The 14,226-nt window shown below is 44.5% G+C and carries 24 protein-coding genes; 13 read left to right on the top strand and 11 right to left on the bottom strand.

Features of this window, described 5'->3' with window-relative positions; all coding sequences use genetic code 11:
- Positions 1–107 precede the first annotated feature (107 nt).
- The 6 genes from adk to A2X74_RS10475 all read right to left on the bottom strand — a co-directional run bounded on the left by adk (position 108) and on the right by A2X74_RS10475 (position 4,083).
- Positions 108–773 (bottom strand): adenylate kinase, encoded by a 666-nt coding sequence (gene adk / locus A2X74_RS10500; RefSeq protein WP_293625853.1) that lies wholly within the window; start codon positions 771–773, stop codon positions 108–110.
- 104 nt (positions 774–877) lie between these two features.
- Positions 878–1,633 carry a 3-deoxy-manno-octulosonate cytidylyltransferase gene (kdsB, locus tag A2X74_RS10495; RefSeq protein ID WP_293625855.1) on the bottom strand — a complete coding sequence of 252 codons (756 nt, stop codon included), beginning with the start codon at positions 1,631–1,633 and terminating at the stop codon, positions 878–880.
- A gap of 26 nt (positions 1,634–1,659) precedes the next feature.
- A complete protein-coding gene (locus tag A2X74_RS10490; protein ID WP_293625857.1) occupies positions 1,660–1,839 on the bottom strand; it encodes a Trm112 family protein in 180 nt (59 codons plus the stop codon).
- 17 nt (positions 1,840–1,856) lie between these two features.
- A complete protein-coding gene (gene lpxK, locus A2X74_RS10485) occupies positions 1,857–2,957 on the bottom strand; it encodes a tetraacyldisaccharide 4'-kinase (RefSeq protein ID WP_293625859.1) in 1,101 nt (366 codons plus the stop codon).
- A gap of 17 nt (positions 2,958–2,974) precedes the next feature.
- A complete protein-coding gene (locus tag A2X74_RS10480; protein ID WP_293625861.1) occupies positions 2,975–3,436 on the bottom strand; it encodes a biopolymer transporter ExbD in 462 nt (153 codons plus the stop codon).
- Complete coding sequence (locus A2X74_RS10475) at positions 3,433–4,083, bottom strand: MotA/TolQ/ExbB proton channel family protein (protein ID WP_293625863.1); 651 nt, start codon at positions 4,081–4,083, stop codon at positions 3,433–3,435. The genes A2X74_RS10480 and A2X74_RS10475 overlap by 4 nt, the downstream gene beginning before the upstream one ends.
- A 314-nt stretch (positions 4,084–4,397) precedes the next feature.
- On the opposite strand from A2X74_RS10475, the gene xseA reads away from it, so the two are divergent.
- On the top strand, positions 4,398–5,609 hold the full coding sequence (gene xseA / locus A2X74_RS10470; RefSeq protein ID WP_293625865.1) for an exodeoxyribonuclease VII large subunit: 1,212 nt from the start codon (positions 4,398–4,400) through the stop codon (positions 5,607–5,609).
- Here the strand turns inward: xseA and A2X74_RS10465 are convergent.
- Together A2X74_RS10465 and A2X74_RS10460 are read right to left on the bottom strand one after the other, a co-directional pair.
- The gene (locus A2X74_RS10465; protein WP_293625867.1) at positions 5,606–6,019 is read right to left on the bottom strand and encodes a transcriptional regulator; all 414 of its coding nucleotides are present in this window, start codon (positions 6,017–6,019) and stop codon (positions 5,606–5,608) included. The genes xseA and A2X74_RS10465 overlap by 4 nt on opposite strands.
- On the bottom strand, positions 6,016–6,303 hold the full coding sequence (locus tag A2X74_RS10460) for a type II toxin-antitoxin system HigB family toxin (RefSeq protein WP_293625869.1): 288 nt from the start codon (positions 6,301–6,303) through the stop codon (positions 6,016–6,018). Before A2X74_RS10460 ends, A2X74_RS10465 begins: the two co-directional genes overlap by 4 nt.
- Positions 6,304–6,425: 122 nt before the next feature.
- Between A2X74_RS10460 and A2X74_RS10455 the strand changes: the two genes are divergently transcribed.
- Positions 6,426–6,713: a HigA family addiction module antitoxin gene (locus tag A2X74_RS10455; protein ID WP_299765588.1), complete on the top strand. Its 288-nt coding sequence runs from the start codon at positions 6,426–6,428 to the stop codon at positions 6,711–6,713.
- Here the strand turns inward: A2X74_RS10455 and A2X74_RS10450 are convergent.
- Both A2X74_RS10450 and murB read right to left on the bottom strand, forming a co-directional pair.
- A complete protein-coding gene (locus tag A2X74_RS10450; protein WP_293625873.1) occupies positions 6,710–6,973 on the bottom strand; it encodes a hypothetical protein in 264 nt (87 codons plus the stop codon). The two genes, A2X74_RS10455 and A2X74_RS10450, sit on opposite strands and share 4 nt — an antisense overlap.
- Before the next feature lie 58 nt (positions 6,974–7,031).
- Complete coding sequence (murB, locus tag A2X74_RS10445; protein ID WP_293625875.1) at positions 7,032–8,072, bottom strand: UDP-N-acetylmuramate dehydrogenase; 1,041 nt, start codon at positions 8,070–8,072, stop codon at positions 7,032–7,034.
- A 116-nt stretch (positions 8,073–8,188) separates the two neighbouring features.
- Here murB and A2X74_RS10440 point away from each other — a divergent pair, with 116 nt between their 5' ends.
- From A2X74_RS10440 to A2X74_RS10390, 11 genes are all read left to right on the top strand, one after another.
- Positions 8,189–8,674 (top strand): YajQ family cyclic di-GMP-binding protein, encoded by a 486-nt coding sequence (locus tag A2X74_RS10440; protein WP_293625877.1) that lies wholly within the window; start codon positions 8,189–8,191, stop codon positions 8,672–8,674.
- Positions 8,675–8,721: 47 nt separating this feature from the next.
- Complete coding sequence (locus A2X74_RS10435; protein ID WP_293625879.1) at positions 8,722–9,021, top strand: BrnT family toxin; 300 nt, start codon at positions 8,722–8,724, stop codon at positions 9,019–9,021.
- Positions 9,008–9,283, top strand: coding sequence for a BrnA antitoxin family protein (locus tag A2X74_RS10430; RefSeq protein WP_293625881.1), 276 nt, complete (start codon positions 9,008–9,010; stop codon positions 9,281–9,283). The genes A2X74_RS10435 and A2X74_RS10430 overlap by 14 nt, the downstream gene beginning before the upstream one ends.
- A 1-nt stretch (position 9,284) precedes the next feature.
- Entirely contained in the window at positions 9,285–10,184 is a 900-nt protein-coding gene (gene xerD / locus A2X74_RS10425) for a site-specific tyrosine recombinase XerD (RefSeq protein ID WP_293625883.1), read from the top strand.
- 33 nt (positions 10,185–10,217) lie between these two features.
- Positions 10,218–10,439, top strand: a complete 222-nt coding sequence (locus A2X74_RS10420) for a hypothetical protein (RefSeq protein ID WP_293625885.1) — start codon at positions 10,218–10,220, stop codon at positions 10,437–10,439.
- Positions 10,440–10,861: 422 nt separating this feature from the next.
- A complete protein-coding gene (gene plsY, locus A2X74_RS10415; RefSeq protein WP_293625887.1) occupies positions 10,862–11,491 on the top strand; it encodes a glycerol-3-phosphate 1-O-acyltransferase PlsY in 630 nt (209 codons plus the stop codon).
- 2 nt (positions 11,492–11,493) lie between these two features.
- Positions 11,494–11,865, top strand: a complete 372-nt coding sequence (locus A2X74_RS10410) for an MAPEG family protein (RefSeq protein ID WP_293625889.1) — start codon at positions 11,494–11,496, stop codon at positions 11,863–11,865.
- Between the two features lie 69 nt (positions 11,866–11,934).
- Positions 11,935–12,744 carry a GTP cyclohydrolase I gene (locus A2X74_RS10405; RefSeq protein ID WP_293625891.1) on the top strand — a complete coding sequence of 270 codons (810 nt, stop codon included), beginning with the start codon at positions 11,935–11,937 and terminating at the stop codon, positions 12,742–12,744.
- 10 nt (positions 12,745–12,754) lie between these two features.
- The gene (locus tag A2X74_RS10400; RefSeq protein WP_293625893.1) at positions 12,755–12,991 is read left to right on the top strand and encodes a hypothetical protein; all 237 of its coding nucleotides are present in this window, start codon (positions 12,755–12,757) and stop codon (positions 12,989–12,991) included.
- 168 nt (positions 12,992–13,159) lie between these two features.
- A complete protein-coding gene (locus A2X74_RS10395) occupies positions 13,160–13,468 on the top strand; it encodes a high-potential iron-sulfur protein (protein WP_293625895.1) in 309 nt (102 codons plus the stop codon).
- A 111-nt stretch (positions 13,469–13,579) separates the two neighbouring features.
- Entirely contained in the window at positions 13,580–14,116 is a 537-nt protein-coding gene (locus A2X74_RS10390; protein ID WP_293625897.1) for an HPP family protein, read from the top strand.
- A gap of 28 nt (positions 14,117–14,144) precedes the next feature.
- Here the strand turns inward: A2X74_RS10390 and A2X74_RS10385 are convergent.
- A partial coding sequence (locus A2X74_RS10385) for an IS3 family transposase (protein ID WP_216217840.1) occupies positions 14,145–14,226 on the bottom strand: 82 nt, incomplete at its 5' end.

Raw genomic sequence — 14,226 nt, 5'->3', positions numbered from 1 at the left:
TCTTTGCTGTATTTGGACATGAAGCTGACCCCTTTGAGTTGGATTGGGTGTCCAACTTTTGTGGGTCAGTTCAAATTGCAGTCCTTTTTGCCTATGCAGATCAACAATTACTTGAGTTCTGCAAAGATTGATGCAGTAATCTCTTCAACGCTACCCGTACCGCTTACCTTACGATATGCAGGAGCTTTTACTTTATCTCCAGGATTGCTTTGGGTGGCCCAGGTGGAGTAATACTCAACTAAAGGACGAGTCTGGTCGTTATAAACCTGTAAACGCTTGCGAACCGTCTCTTCTTTGTCATCATCGCGCTGAATTAAATCTTCACCAGTCACATCATCTTTGCCTGCCACTTTTGGTGGATTAAATTTGATGTGATACGTACGACCAGAAGCAGGGTGAACGCGACGGCCACTCATACGATCAATGATGGCGTCAAACGGCACATCGATCTCTAATACATAGTCGATAGGCACGCCAGCATCTTTCATCGCTTGTGCTTGTGGAATTGTTCTGGGAAAGCCATCAAACAAGTAACCCTTGCTGCAATCAGGTTGAGTCAAACGATCTTTGACTAAGCCAATGATGATGTCATCGGAAACGAGGCCGCCCGCATCCATAATTTTTTTGGCAGCTATGCCTAGTTCAGTTCCAGCTTTCACAGCAGCCCGCAACATATCGCCGGTCGAGATTTGTGGAATGCTAAATTTTTCGCAAATAAACTGAGCTTGTGTGCCTTTACCAGCACCTGGTGCACCGAGCAGGATTAACCGCATTGTTTTCCCCTTAGAAGACCTTTATTGTCCCGTATTTTTTAGGATTCTCTGTAAATCAATCCCTAGGATTATCACCGAGAAGCTTTTGATCTCAGGATTTTGGCCTAGTTGGTAAGAATGCGACGAACCCGCTCTAGATCTTCCGGAGTATCCACTCCGGCTGGAGGCGCCGCTAAAGCGGTATGAACGGCAATTCGGTAGCCATTCCACAGGGCGCGCAGCTGCTCAAGGGCTTCTGCTTGCTCTGGCGGAGCAGGCTCAAGACGAGAATAGGCCTGCAGAAAATCGGCTCGATAAGCATAAATACCCAGATGGCGTAAGTAGGAAGTTTGCGCTAGCGCCTCTGGATCCCGCACAAAGGGAATGCTTGCCCGTGAAAAATACATAGCCTCCCCGCTTCTATTGAGCACCACTTTCACTACATTGGGGTTGTTGATCTCTGCGGGATCGGTGATAGGAACTGCGATGGTGGAGATAGCGCAACTTGCATTGTTAGCTAAAGTTTGTGCAACCTCATTAATCAATTCGGGAGGAATGAGTGGCTCATCACCTTGAACATTAACTACTAAAGTATCGGCAGGGAGTTTTAGTAATTGCGCTACTTCGGCAATTCGATCGGTTCCCGTTGGGTGATCTGGACTGGTTAAAAGACATTCCACTCTATGCTCATCGCATACCGCCTGAATTTCTGGTGAATCAGTTGCAACCACGACACTGTTTGCAAGAGATTGTTGGGCTCGCTCTGCAACTCGAATCACCATAGGTTTGCCGCCAATATCTGCAAGTGGCTTGCGAGGTAAACGCGTTGACCCCAATCTAGCAGGAATCACTACAAGAAATTCTGGGTTTGTATTACTCATAAGGGCTTCAATCGAATCCGCTTGAATTAAAGACATTCATCGGCAGAAAGACTGCGTGCTTCATCAACTAACATTACTGGAATGTCATTACGAATTGGGTACGCTAAGCGATCTGCCTTGCAAATTAGCTCATGCTTCTCAGCGTCTAAATGCAGAGGGCTCTTACATAAAGGGCAAACCAAAATCTCGAGTAATCTCTTGTCCATATTGGCTCTCAATGATTTTATAAAGTGTATTGATTAGGGTCGGGTCTTTGCAGAATTGACTCTAGCCAATCAGCTAGGGCATTTGGGAGTTCTAAACTCATGGGCACAACCCAGATGCGTGGATCATTTATCTCAGAACATTTTACGGCATCCTTTTCCGTAATCAGAATACATTGGGCATTGATCGATTCGAGAAACTCTTTTGTAAAGGAGCTGTGATCAGGTAAGCCAATGCACTTAGCGGTAATGCCTTGGTTTTTTAAATCATCAAAAAAGCGCTGAGGATTGCCGATAGCGGCAATAGCAGTGACTTTTTCGGGTGAGCAATCCAATGCAATTGCTTCAAAGGTTTGGGTCTTACTCGAATCAATTAATTGGTAAGGGTGCCCCAGAGCACTTTGTAAGTGAAATGCACGTCTGCCCAAAAAATATTCGCCCATTAGAGCATTAGCGATTTCTGGACACATCATTAAGGTGGCATCTCGATCACGCGAGGCAGGCTCGCGTAAGGGACCGGCGGGCAATAGAAACCCATTCCCTTCTCCGCGTTGATCACGTACCACGAATTCAATATCACGACCTCCTTCTCTGGCTGGCCAGCGAGCCAGGGCGCGATGCTGTAAGCCATCGTCACTAATGATGACATTAACAAGAGGATTTTTCTTTAGCAAAGAGCGAATGCTTTTAACGCGCTGAGGATGAACCCAAAGCGGAAATTGATCTTGAGTGCGTTTAGCGATTAGCACCGGCTCATCACCTACTTTTGTGGGATCAGAATTGCTATGTACTTCGATCGGATGCATTGAGGAAGAAGCACCATAACCTCTGCTAATGATTCCAGGTTTCCAGCCCATCCGTGCCAAACGTTCGGCCAGAGCAATCACAATCGGTGTTTTACCGGTACCACCAACCCGAATATTGCCCACAATAATGATTGGTACTGCTTGGGGTTTACGATTCCTAACTCCGATTTCAGTAAGAAGGTCAAGCGTGCGGTTGATCAAACCATATAGCCATGACAGTGGCCAAAGCAATAGGCTTGTGGGCCCACGCCTTTCCCAAAATTTGGGCGCAGTATTGAATTGCAAGAGGCGCGAAGAGGGTTTAGTAGATGACATACCAAATCACAGTGTAATTATTTCTTGGTCTGACTACTAAAAACAATATTCGATAAATTGGCATCGCGGGCAGCCTCTAAGGCATTCATCACTGCCTGGTGCGGTGCTCTAGCATCCGCGTCAATGCTCACTTGCACACTATTTTCTTTGTCGGCATTGATAGAGTTCAGTTGCTTGCTCAGTTGCTGACTGAGTTGATTTCGATCCGTTACTTTGCCATTGATAGCAAAGCGGCCATCACGGCTGACCGCAATATGAATTTGTTTGGCCTCTGCTTGATGCGCTACTCCACTTGCAGTAGGCAGAGTGATGGCGAGCTCCTGAAAGCGTGTGAACGTCGTTGAGATCATCAAGAAAATTAAAACCACCAACAGAACATCAATAAAGGGAATGAGATTAATCTCAGGCTCCGCTGAGGAAGATTTCACGCCAAGGGAAAATCGTCCGCGATAGGATGGATTGTTACTAAGCCAACTCATTGATGGTCTGTGCCCTGAGATGAGCTAGGGTAGAGTTTTTTAAATAGCTGTCTCGTGAATTCTTCACACTCCTGTTGGCGTTGATTTGCCATCGCACGCAAACCACGCCATGCAGCCAATGCGGGGATGGCAATCAGTAAGCCGAAGGCAGTGTTGTACAAAGCCACTGAAATGCCATGCGCGAGTTGCTGGGGGCTCCCAGCCACACCTTGAACAGCTCCTTGGCTGCCAAAGATTTCGATCATGCCAACTACGGTACCAAAGAGTCCGAGTAATGGAGCAACGGTAGCTATGGTTGCCAATGCTCCTAAATAGCGTTCTAACTTGAGCCAAGTGGTTTGCGCCACTGCCTGCAACTCCTCAAAGGCGGCATTTGCAGAGCTACCAGTAGCTTTTTCGTGCAAGATGCAAGCAAACAGAGAGCCAACTGGCGACAATGTGCTCACAGCGCTAATTTGGGCATCAGCCAGTTTTTTGCCATCTGCAATCGCATTGGCTAGGCCGAACAAGGACTCTAGGCTACCCTTGGGGAATATATGAATTTTGCGTAAATACCAGGCTCTCTCAATGATTATTGCTAGCCCGATAATGGAGATAATGAGGAGGGGCCAAATAGGCCAGCCTGCAGACAGTAAGATTGAGTACATATGCCCAGTACTTTAGCTGAATTAAAAATGGGTTTTCAGAATGCCTTCCTGTGGATAACTCTGTGCAAAACTTTAGAGATAATTGTTCGTAAGTCCTTGATTGATCGTCAATTAGGAGGTTTTTAGACTGGAATTCCCCAAATTGAAGGTAATATTTATTTAATTAAATCAATAACTTAAGATCTGTATGTTGGATTTATGAGACGATTTGGGTCAGTAATTACTTACTTTTAAGGATTATTTCAAGGCAGTATCAGTTTCTGTGGATATTTATTGCTTGCCAAGCCCCATAAATGCGTAGATGAAGAGAAAAAATGTCGGAAATATCAAGAGAAATCCTCAGTGTTAGCGATCTTAACCGCGCCATTGCAAGCTCGTTGGAGGAGCGCTTTGATGCTGTTTGGGTTAGCGGGGAGATTTCCAACTTCAAAGCTTATGACAGCGGGCACTGGTACTTTTCTCTCAAGGATGAAGAGGGGCAAATTCGCTGTGTGATGTTCCGTGGTCGCAATGCTCAGGTGGGTTTTATGCCCCAATCAGGTGATTTAGTCGAGTTAGCTGCCAATGTGGGGTTTTATGTTCCACGAGGCGATATTCAGCTCACTGTGCAAAGCATGCGTCGTGCGGGCATGGGTGGTCTTTATGAGGCTTTTCTGAAGCTCAAAGCCAAGTTGGCTAAAGAGGGCTTATTTGATGCTGAGAAAAAACGACCCATTCCCACACACCCCAGGGCAATTGGCATTGTTACCTCTTTGCAAGCTGCTGCTTTAAAAGATGTCTTAAGCACCCTGGAAAGAAGAGCTCCGCATATTCCGATTGTGATCTACCCAAGCTTAGTGCAGGGTCCTGAAGCGCCAGCTGGAATCATTAATGCCTTAAGAAATGCTCAAGAAGAAAATGCAGTGGACGTGATTTTGTTAGTGCGTGGCGGCGGCAGTATTGAAGATCTTTGGGCGTTTAATGATGAGAAATTGGCTTATGCGATTGCATTATCAAGCATTCCCATTGTGAGCGGTGTTGGTCACGAAACCGATGTAACGATTGCCGATTTTGTGGCTGACTTGCGTGCACCCACTCCCACTGGTGCGGCAGAGTTGGCGGCTCCACGCCGAGATCAACTCTTGCAAGAATTAGAGGCTATTTCTCAAGCTCTCATTCAAAGAGTAAGTCAACGTGTAGAGCGTGAAGCACAGACCTTAGATCAGTTGACATTGCGTTTAAGTCATGCCCTACCAAACCCTGATCGTATGCGAGAACAAATCACTGCTTGGCAGCAACGCCTCAATCAAGCTTGGTTGGTAAGGCTGGATAGTTGGAAACGCGATCAATCTCACTATCAATCTCAATTGGAGATGCTCAATCCGCAGAGAACCCTAGAGCGGGGTTATGCGGTGATCTTGAGTAAAGCCGAGAAAACTATGCATGCTGTGCGAAATCCAAAAGAGCTCAATACCCAAGATGGATTTGAGGTTCGTCTGGCAGAGGGTAGAGTGGATGTTGAGTTTTCGAGGATCGGGGAGGATTAATAAGCGCGCTCAAAGAAAACTCCCGCTGGCACCTTAAAGCGTTTTGCCAAGGAATTGATTTGGCGAACATTGAGTTGCCTAGCCCCCGAAAGAATTTGAGAAACAACACTTTGATTGCCTACTTCAGGCAAATCGGATTGCTTCAGATGATGTTGTTCCATCAGGAATGAAAGCAGCACTTGGGGTTTAGCATCAGGAACATCGAAATGTTCTAGATCGTACGCTCGAATTAATTCGCTTACGAGCTCAAATAAATCTAGAAGAGGGTGCTTCCTAGAGGAGCCAATGACATCGCTGAGCATATCAGCGAGCTCAACCATCTTTCGATATTGTTTCTCGGAGTGAATTGGGCTCAAGTCGACCTTTTTAGAAAGCGCCTCCCAAGCCTTTTGTAGATCGTTTAGATTCATTTTTTCCACCCATCCTTGTCATAATCTTTGTGGGTTAAAACCGCTTTGATGTAACACAATTGCCTCTCAAACTGGAGATATGTAACTAAGCGATACTTATTTCCACAGATATTAAATACATATAAGTCTCGAACTTTATCTGCTGATGTAAAAACATCTTTAAGTTGAGAAAAATTTTTAAAAAAGCCAAACTCCATCAGTTTGCGCCAGGCTTGAAGAGCTTCCTGCGAGTCCTTATGCTTGGCTGAAAACTCTACAAGACGGCGATTTGATATTACTCTCATAAGAAAATTATATTGCATTTTGCAATATTTAAGAGAGATATTTCATGCCCATAACAGCTTTAGTGCTAATACCCTAGGCTATGATTACAAGCCTCACTCAATGCTTGAAATTATTTCCTATCATGCATAACCCTCCGCATCCAGGCTTGATAATTAAGGAGGATATTCTTCCAGCGCTCGGTATTAGCGTAACCGAGGCGGCCGACCAGCTAGGCGTCACGCGTGTTGCTCTCTCTAGGGTGGTTAATGGAAAAGCTGCAATCTCTCCAGATATGGCCTTGCGAATTGAGAAGTGGCTGGATGTAAAAAATGGCGGTAGTGCAGATATATGGTTGGCTCAGCAGGCTGCATATGATTTGAGTAGAGCAAGAAAGTTAGGTATGCCAAAGGTGAAGTCAAGCGCGTATTAGCTTGAATTTTGCGCTTGCCTAATGCTATAAATATTTGTTTCTAATACACAAACCATTTTTTCGCCCGAAGTCATAATACTTGGCCTAGGAAAATCCTTATTTGCTTCAACATAAAACGATAGAGCAGTCTCAAGCGCTTCAACGGCCTTCTCGAGAGCATCTTTCTCGGTTTCTCCAAATGTAATAGCTTCAGGCACATCTTTAAATGTGACTAGTATGTAGTCGCCATCTCTCATGAGGGTTGCAGGATATTGAATCATCACTAAATCCTACATCTATTGTTAAGACCAATTGATCCTTGGGGTTATTTGCTGACTTTCAGAAAATATTTGGCTCGATTTCGAGTTGCACTTGAAAAGTTTTCATTACTTTCTCTTGAATCACTTTTGCAAGATTTAGGATATCTGTAGAGTTGGCACCACCATGATTGACTAGAACAAGTGCTTGCTTTTCATACACTCCCACAGGGCCTAGGCGTTGTCCTTTAAAGCCACATTGATCAATAAGCCATCCAGCTGCAAGCTTGTGCATGCCAGGTGAGTCTGGGTAAGACACTAGATTTGGAAATTGTTTAAGCAATTCCTCATGCTGCTCATTTGATACAACGGGGTTTTGAAAGAAACTCCCCGCATTACCAATCACATTGGGATCCGGCAGCTTCTGAGAGCGAATTTGACAGACCGCGGAGAAAATATCTTTTGCACTTGGCAGTGGATTGGAGTGATTAAATTGTTTAGCGAGATCAGCGTATTGCAGTCGTGGCTTCCAAGTCTTGGGGAATTTAAAAATAACCTTTGTCACGATGTATCTCTGCGGGTTGCGCTTAAAGTGGCTATCACGGTAAGCAAACTGAGATGCTGCTTGTGAGAGGGTGACAAAGGCTTGTTCCACAGAATCAAAAGCTTCGACGCTATCAATATATTCACCGACTTCAACACCATATGCCCCAATGTTTTGGATAGGCGCCGCTCCAACGGTCCCTGGTATTAATGCCAGATTCTCTAAGCCAGGCAAGTTTTGTTCTAGCGTCCAAGCAACAAATTCATGCCAATTTACGCCAGCACCAACCGATACCCAGGTGTTTTGCTCGTCTGATTTGCAAACTTCTTGACCTGGGATATTCATGAGCAACGTTGCACCAGGCAATTGATTTGGCAAGATAACATTGCTACCGCCACCTAAAACTCGCCATACTGGATTTTGGGATCTGAGCTCCTTGAGAAGGCATGGCAATTGCTCTGCTGAGGTAATTTCATAAGCAAGCTCTGCAATAGCATCTAGGCCAAAGGTGTTGCGATGCTTGAGCCCCATATTGGGGGTCAATTTTGCTTGGTTGAGCGCATTTTTTGCGGAGTTCATGCCACAATCTTATTCGTGTTCGACTTTTTCGCGGAAATTTATTGAAAAAGTCGAAAAGTAATATGGCCAGTATGCAATTGCTAGTTTAATAATTGAGATTATTTAAGGAGTTTGAGATGCCCTCATTTGACGTAGTGTGTGAACCCGACATGATTGAGTTGAAGAACGCTATTGAGCAGTCGAATAAGGAAATCACGAATCGTTTTGATTTCAAGGGCTCCGATAGTCGTGTTGAGCAAAAAGATGAAACCCTCATTTTATTTGGCGATGATGATTTCAAATTAGGTCAAGTACGTGATGTTCTCATTAGCAAAATGGCCAAGCGCAATGTGGATGTTCGTTATCTGAAGGATGACAAAACCGAGACCATTGGCGGTGATAAGCGCAAGCAAACCATGAAGATTCAAAAGGGGATTACCTCTGAATTATCAAAGAAGGTAGTGCGCATTATTAAGGACAGTAAGCTGAAAGTGCAAGCCAGCATTCAAGGTGATGCAGTGCGTGTTACTGGTGCTAAGCGTGATGATCTTCAGGCAACCATGGCATTGCTCAAGAAAGAAGTAACAGAGGCGCCATTAGGATTTAATAACTTCAGGGATTAATGACCACTTGCAAGTTGTGGAAATGTATACTATGGTAATATACATGAATGATCAATTTTCAAAAAATAGTTGGATTTCAATGGGATGCTGGAAACGCTTATAAGAATCACGATAAGCATGGAGTTTCTCAGGGTGAGGCTGAAGAAATTTTTTTCAATCAACCTTTACTGATTGAAGATGATGAGCAGCATAGTCATCGTGAGGCTCGGTTTCTGGCTTTGGGTATTACGAATGCTATGAGGCTGTTATCAATTATTTTTACTTTGCGTAGTCAGGAAACTCTAATTCGTATCGTTTCTGCGAGGTCTATGAGCAAAAAAGAGAGGGCATTCTATGAAAAAGCCTAATAAATTATCAATTCCAAACTTCAAAAGCGAAAAAGAAGAGCGCATTTTTTGGGAGAAAAATGATGCTTCAGATTATTTTGACTTATCAAAGGCTAAGAGGGTGACGATGCCAAATTTGAAGCCTACAACGGCTTCAATATCTCTACGTTTATCCCAGAGTTTCTTGGAGGGTATTAAGCTGCAGGCGAATAAGATTGATGTTCCATATCAGTCGCTGATGAAGATTTGGTTGGCAGAAAAGCTCGAAGAGGCTACAAAATAATATGCACTCTTCAAGCCAGGAAGCAATAGAACGCTTCTGTGATGCTTGTTGGCTAGAAGACGGGTTAGCTCAAAATAGCTTGTCTGCCTATAGGCGAGATTTGTCACTTTTGGCACAGTGGCTTTATAAAGACTCTGGCGCTGATCTTTACTCAGTGACTGAGAAAGATCTCACGGCTTACATTGCGCATCGGCGTACCGATAAAGCTACTACTGCAAATCGCAGGCTTACAGTATTCAAGCGTTTTTATCGTCATGCCTTGCGCATGAACTTAGTCAAAAGTGACCCTTGTATTGGTTTGCGGGCAGCTAAACAGGCATTGCGTTTTCCAAAGACCTTAAGTGAAGATCAAGTAACTGCTTTACTAAATGCACCAGATGTTGAAACTGCGCTTGGCTTGCGTGATCGCACGATGCTTGAATTAATGTACGCCAGTGGTTTGCGTGTCTCTGAGATCGTTTCTTTAAAAACGGTTGCTTTAGGTTTGAATGAAGGCGTTATTAGGGTTGTTAATGGCAAGGGCGGTAAAGAGCGCTTAGTACCCTTTGGTGGAGAGGCTGGTCAGTGGTTGCGGCGCTACCTTGAGCAAGGAAGGGCGCCTCTTTTAGAGGGAAAGACCTCAGATGCAGTATTTGTAGGGCGTCATACGGGTACTGGGTTAACACGGCAAGCATTTTGGGCTCTGATTAAGCGATATGCCACGATTGCCAATATTCCTGTCGCTCTATCTCCACATACTCTACGTCATGCTTTTGCAACCCACCTTCTTAATCACGGGGCTGATTTGAGGGTGGTGCAATTACTTTTGGGTCATGCTGATATTTCTACTACTCAAATCTATACCCATGTGGCTAGGGAGCGACTGAAGTCGATTCATCAGCAACATCATCCTCGAGGGTAACATGTAGTTTTACCTAACTTAGGGGTGGTGGCCATGACACAGGTACTGAGTTATAAAAATTATTCCGCTATTTTTCATTTTGATGCAGAAGATCATATTTTTGTTGGTCATCTGGCAGGCATCACAGACATTGTCTCTTTTCATGGTGAGTCAAGGGTCGAGTTGATCCAAGCCTTTGAAGATGCAGTTGATGGATACATCGAGTTATCCGAGAAACATGGCGTGAAACCACAAAAGCCGTATTCAGGAAGGTGAATGTTACGCAATTCGCAAGAAAGACATGGGAAAGTTGCCTAGGGTGTGTCACGAATAAAAAGATTATCTTGAGTAAGGTTTAAGTGCTTACTATTTGAGGGCGGCTGAAAGAACAGGCAATAGCGATTTTTACTATCGTTCGTTAAAAAAATCATCGCTAACGTTTGGGCCTTTTAGGAAAAATTGATCCCATGTATTCATGAGGGGAGTAATCACAAGCTCTTGCCCTCGAACTTTTACCCACACTTTTGATGTTGCGCGGTAAAAATGTGCTTCTTTAGGCAATTCGACTGACTGCACCCCATTCCTGTTGATCAGATTTGTTATGAATAATGGCATGCACCCCCCCTTTTTTTTCTGGTATTTTCCACTATGCGGGTCATTTAAAGGCGATGAATGAAACATCTGTTTAAGATAGCGTTATGACTTTCACTCCTGACCTTTTACTTATTCCACTTGCTTATCTCATTGGATCCATCTCTTTTGCTGTAGTGGTGAGTAAGTGCATGCGCTTGCCAGACCCTCATTCTTATGGCTCAGGTAACCCTGGCGCTACCAATGTTTTGCGGACAGGTAACAAATTAGCAGCTGCCTTGACTTTGATTGGGGATGCGCTCAAAGGGTATTTTGCGGTCATGCTTGCCCGCGTATTGCTTGGTGATGAGTCCCTAACTTCCACATTAAATTCTTGGCTATTGTGTGGTGTGGTGTTAGCAGTTTTCTTAGGTCATCTCTTTCCGATATTTCATGGCTTTAAAGGGGGGAAGGGTGTTGCTACTGCTTGTGGCATCTTGTTTGGAATCAACTGGATTTTAGGCTTGGCCACCTTAAGTACTTGGATCATCGTGGCAACCTTTATGCGCTACTCTTCTCTGGCAGCTTTAGCCGCTGCTGTATTTGGACCAATCTATTTTGTATTTTTGTTTGGTTTTCAGCCAATGGGAATTGCTCTCCTAGTGGTGTGCTGCCTATTAATATGGCGCCATCGCAGTAACATTCGCAATCTCATGAATGGCACTGAGAGCCGAATTGGCTCCAAGAAAAAAGGATAGTCATGACCATTGCTTATTGGTGTGTACTTTTTATGGGGCTCTTTCCTTATGTCGCTGCTGGCATTGCTAAGAAGGGTTTTGACGGATATGACAATGCTATGCCACGCCAATGGTTGGCTAAGCAGACGGGCTTTCGGGCGCGAGCCAATGCAGCCCAAGCTAATTTATTTGAGTCACTGCCGCTTTTCTTTGTGGCGGTGATCATTGCATCTATAGCAAATGCCCCGCAAGATAGGGTTGATTTACTGGCCATTGGGTTTGTCTTGATGAGAATTGCTTACTTAATCTGCTATGTGGCTAATTGGCCAACGACTAGATCCATTGTTTGGTTAGCTGGTTTGGCTTGTGTGGTGGCCATCTTTTTTCAAATCTGAGTATTTCCCAAATCTTATTTATAAACCTTAGCGGCAAGCAAATTAGCTAACAATACGAGACAATTAATTATGGCAATTCAAAAGACCCTAACCAAAAAAACTGTAACGAACAAGACGACAGTTGCAAAAAGTGCTAAGCAGCTTATTAAAAAGGGCAGTAATTCAGTGGCGGTAAAAAGAGCGAGTGTGAGTAAGGGTGATGCTGGCACTCCCTTGTCCGTTGTCATTCGTCGCCGTATCGAGGCTCAGAAAGCTCGCTTTCATGCTAATGACAACATTTCTGCATTTATTGAGCCAGGCGAGCTAGAGGGTCTGGTCGATGAAGTCGCAGAAAAAATGCAAGCCGTGCTCGAGAGTTTGGTCATCGACACACAGAGCGACCACAACACTAAAAATACTAGTAAACGTGTTGCCAAAATGTTTGTTAAAGAAGTGTTTAATGGCCGTTATATAGAGCAGCCGACTTTAACTAAATTTCCTAATGTCAGCCGTCTCAATGAGCTGATGATTATTGGACCCATTACCGTTCGTAGTGCTTGTTCACACCATTTGTGCCCCATCATGGGCCGCATTTGGATTGGAGTATTACCAAGTAAAGAATCTGCATTAATTGGCCTATCAAAGTATTCGCGCTTAACTGAGTGGGTGATGTGCCGCCCACAAATTCAGGAAGAGGCAGTAGTGGAGTTAGCCGATATGCTGGAAAAAAAGATCAAGCCAATTGGCGTAGCAATCGTGATGGACGCTGATCACTTTTGTATGCAGTGGCGTGGCGTGAAAGATCGAGACTCAAAAATGGTGAATAGCGTCATGCGGGGTGCTTTCTTAAAAGACTCTAATTTGCGTAGAGAGTTCCTTTCTCTCCTTGAAAAGCGCTAGGACCCTGATAGTGAAATTGAGCCTTACCAAGAGGCGCTATCTTGCTAATGCAAGCAAGTTAATCTTGCTTGTAGCAGTTTTATCTGCCTGTTCTGCTTATCCAGATAACAATATTGATCCCGCTAAAAACAATAAAGCTACTTTTGAACGCGATGCGATTGAATGTGCTCAAGCCTATCCTGAAGCGGGCTCTGGAGTGCATGTACGCCAGCGTATCAACTGCATGAAGCTCAAGGGCTGGCGCTAATTCCATTTAAAAACTGCAACCCAGAAACGGGATTTATTCTTTGAGAACTGTTCTCAAGTAAATAGCTATATAAATCAATTACTTACATAACCAATACTCGAGTAATTTCATCTGCTCTATGATCCTCTCAGACATCACTTTTGTTCCACATCACTATCTGGAGTTCATATGAAAAACAGTCGTCGCCAATTTATGATTTTGTCTGCTGCTGGTGCTTGCACATTAGCCTTGAACGGTAAAGTTCAGGCTCAAGCAATGGTTGCTGAAACAGATCCACAAGCTGCTGCTTTGGGTTACAAGGCTGATGCCTCTAAAGTAGATAAAGCAAAGTATCCTAAGTATGCTGCTGGTCAAAAGTGCGATAACTGCGCCCTCTATCAAGGCAAGGTTGGTTCTGCTGCTGGTGGTTGCTCTTTGTTTGGTGCTAAGCAAGTTGCTGGCCCAGGTTGGTGCTCTGCATACGCTAAGAAGGCATAAGAGAAAGCCTAACTTTCTACTAGCCTTTATCAAATGGCTGCCTGTGGGCAGCCATTTTTCTTACTAGCATTAAGATAGCTTCATCACCTTCATTTGCCTCTGCATCATTTCATGAAACATACCCTGCGGTATTACCTCAAGCGCTACTCCTTCTATTTGGGTGGGGATCAGCCACCGGTATCTTGGGTAGAGCGTATGCGTTCGGTATTGGGGGCCTTTATTGGTCTGGGGCTTGTTCTCTTAGTCGCTAGGTATTTACGAGATCTCAGTGGAATTGATGAGTGGCTGATGGCCTCTTTGGGCGCTAGTGCCCTACTAGTGTTTGCTTTGCCTCAAAGTCCCATGGCTCAACCTTGGGCAGTCGTTGCTGGCAATACCCTTTCTGCAATCGTCGGAATTTCAGTAGTGCATTTGGTGGGAGAGCCACTCATCGCTTTGCCATTAGCTGCCAGCCTATCCATTTTGGGGATGTTCGTATTGCGCTGTTTGCACCCGCCCGCAGCTGCAGTGGCTCTGATTGCAGTTTTAGGGGGTGTGATGCATTACCGGTATGCGTTTTTCCCAGTAATGGTAGATTCTGTTTTGCTGGTGATGGCTGGAGCGATTTATAGCAATTTGACAGGCAAAAAGTACCCCAATCAACCCTGAACTGACCCACAAAAGTTGGACAGTTTAATTAGGTTACCAGAAGGGATTGAGTCCGGTATTGCACCGGGCTCAATCCCTTTAGTTTTTGTTTAATTCGATCATGGTTGTAG

Origin of the sequence: Polynucleobacter sp. GWA2_45_21 (assembly GCF_001830325.1) — a bacterium.
Taxonomy (GTDB): Bacteria; Pseudomonadota; Gammaproteobacteria; order Burkholderiales; family Burkholderiaceae; genus Polynucleobacter.
Note: the sequence above shows the minus strand (reverse complement) of the source record. Positions and strands in the feature narration are given on the sequence as shown.

What these genes read in the sequence shown, in the direction of transcription:
- adk (WP_293625853.1), bottom strand. Translation starts at nt 773, where the DNA reads ATGCGGTTAATCCTGCTCGGTGCACCAGGTGCTGGTAAAGGCACACAA.
- kdsB (WP_293625855.1), bottom strand. Translation starts at nt 1,633, where the DNA reads ATGAGTAATACAAACCCAGAATTTCTTGTAGTGATTCCTGCTAGATTG.
- A2X74_RS10490 (WP_293625857.1), bottom strand. Translation starts at nt 1,839, where the DNA reads ATGGACAAGAGATTACTCGAGATTTTGGTTTGCCCTTTATGTAAGAGC.
- lpxK (WP_293625859.1), bottom strand. Translation starts at nt 2,957, where the DNA reads ATGTCATCTACTAAACCCTCTTCGCGCCTCTTGCAATTCAATACTGCG.
- A2X74_RS10480 (WP_293625861.1), bottom strand. Translation starts at nt 3,436, where the DNA reads ATGAGTTGGCTTAGTAACAATCCATCCTATCGCGGACGATTTTCCCTT.
- A2X74_RS10475 (WP_293625863.1), bottom strand. Translation starts at nt 4,083, where the DNA reads ATGTACTCAATCTTACTGTCTGCAGGCTGGCCTATTTGGCCCCTCCTC.
- xseA (WP_293625865.1), top strand. Translation starts at nt 4,398, where the DNA reads ATGTCGGAAATATCAAGAGAAATCCTCAGTGTTAGCGATCTTAACCGC.
- A2X74_RS10465 (WP_293625867.1), bottom strand. Translation starts at nt 6,019, where the DNA reads ATGAATCTAAACGATCTACAAAAGGCTTGGGAGGCGCTTTCTAAAAAG.
- A2X74_RS10460 (WP_293625869.1), bottom strand. Translation starts at nt 6,303, where the DNA reads ATGAGAGTAATATCAAATCGCCGTCTTGTAGAGTTTTCAGCCAAGCAT.
- A2X74_RS10455 (WP_299765588.1), top strand. Translation starts at nt 6,426, where the DNA reads ATGCATAACCCTCCGCATCCAGGCTTGATAATTAAGGAGGATATTCTT.
- A2X74_RS10450 (WP_293625873.1), bottom strand. Translation starts at nt 6,973, where the DNA reads ATGATTCAATATCCTGCAACCCTCATGAGAGATGGCGACTACATACTA.
- murB (WP_293625875.1), bottom strand. Translation starts at nt 8,072, where the DNA reads ATGAACTCCGCAAAAAATGCGCTCAACCAAGCAAAATTGACCCCCAAT.
- A2X74_RS10440 (WP_293625877.1), top strand. Translation starts at nt 8,189, where the DNA reads ATGCCCTCATTTGACGTAGTGTGTGAACCCGACATGATTGAGTTGAAG.
- A2X74_RS10435 (WP_293625879.1), top strand. Translation starts at nt 8,722, where the DNA reads ATGATCAATTTTCAAAAAATAGTTGGATTTCAATGGGATGCTGGAAAC.
- A2X74_RS10430 (WP_293625881.1), top strand. Translation starts at nt 9,008, where the DNA reads ATGAAAAAGCCTAATAAATTATCAATTCCAAACTTCAAAAGCGAAAAA.
- xerD (WP_293625883.1), top strand. Translation starts at nt 9,285, where the DNA reads ATGCACTCTTCAAGCCAGGAAGCAATAGAACGCTTCTGTGATGCTTGT.
- A2X74_RS10420 (WP_293625885.1), top strand. Translation starts at nt 10,218, where the DNA reads ATGACACAGGTACTGAGTTATAAAAATTATTCCGCTATTTTTCATTTT.
- plsY (WP_293625887.1), top strand. Translation starts at nt 10,862, where the DNA reads ATGACTTTCACTCCTGACCTTTTACTTATTCCACTTGCTTATCTCATT.
- A2X74_RS10410 (WP_293625889.1), top strand. Translation starts at nt 11,494, where the DNA reads ATGACCATTGCTTATTGGTGTGTACTTTTTATGGGGCTCTTTCCTTAT.
- A2X74_RS10405 (WP_293625891.1), top strand. Translation starts at nt 11,935, where the DNA reads ATGGCAATTCAAAAGACCCTAACCAAAAAAACTGTAACGAACAAGACG.
- A2X74_RS10395 (WP_293625895.1), top strand. Translation starts at nt 13,160, where the DNA reads ATGAAAAACAGTCGTCGCCAATTTATGATTTTGTCTGCTGCTGGTGCT.
- A2X74_RS10390 (WP_293625897.1), top strand. Translation starts at nt 13,580, where the DNA reads ATGAAACATACCCTGCGGTATTACCTCAAGCGCTACTCCTTCTATTTG.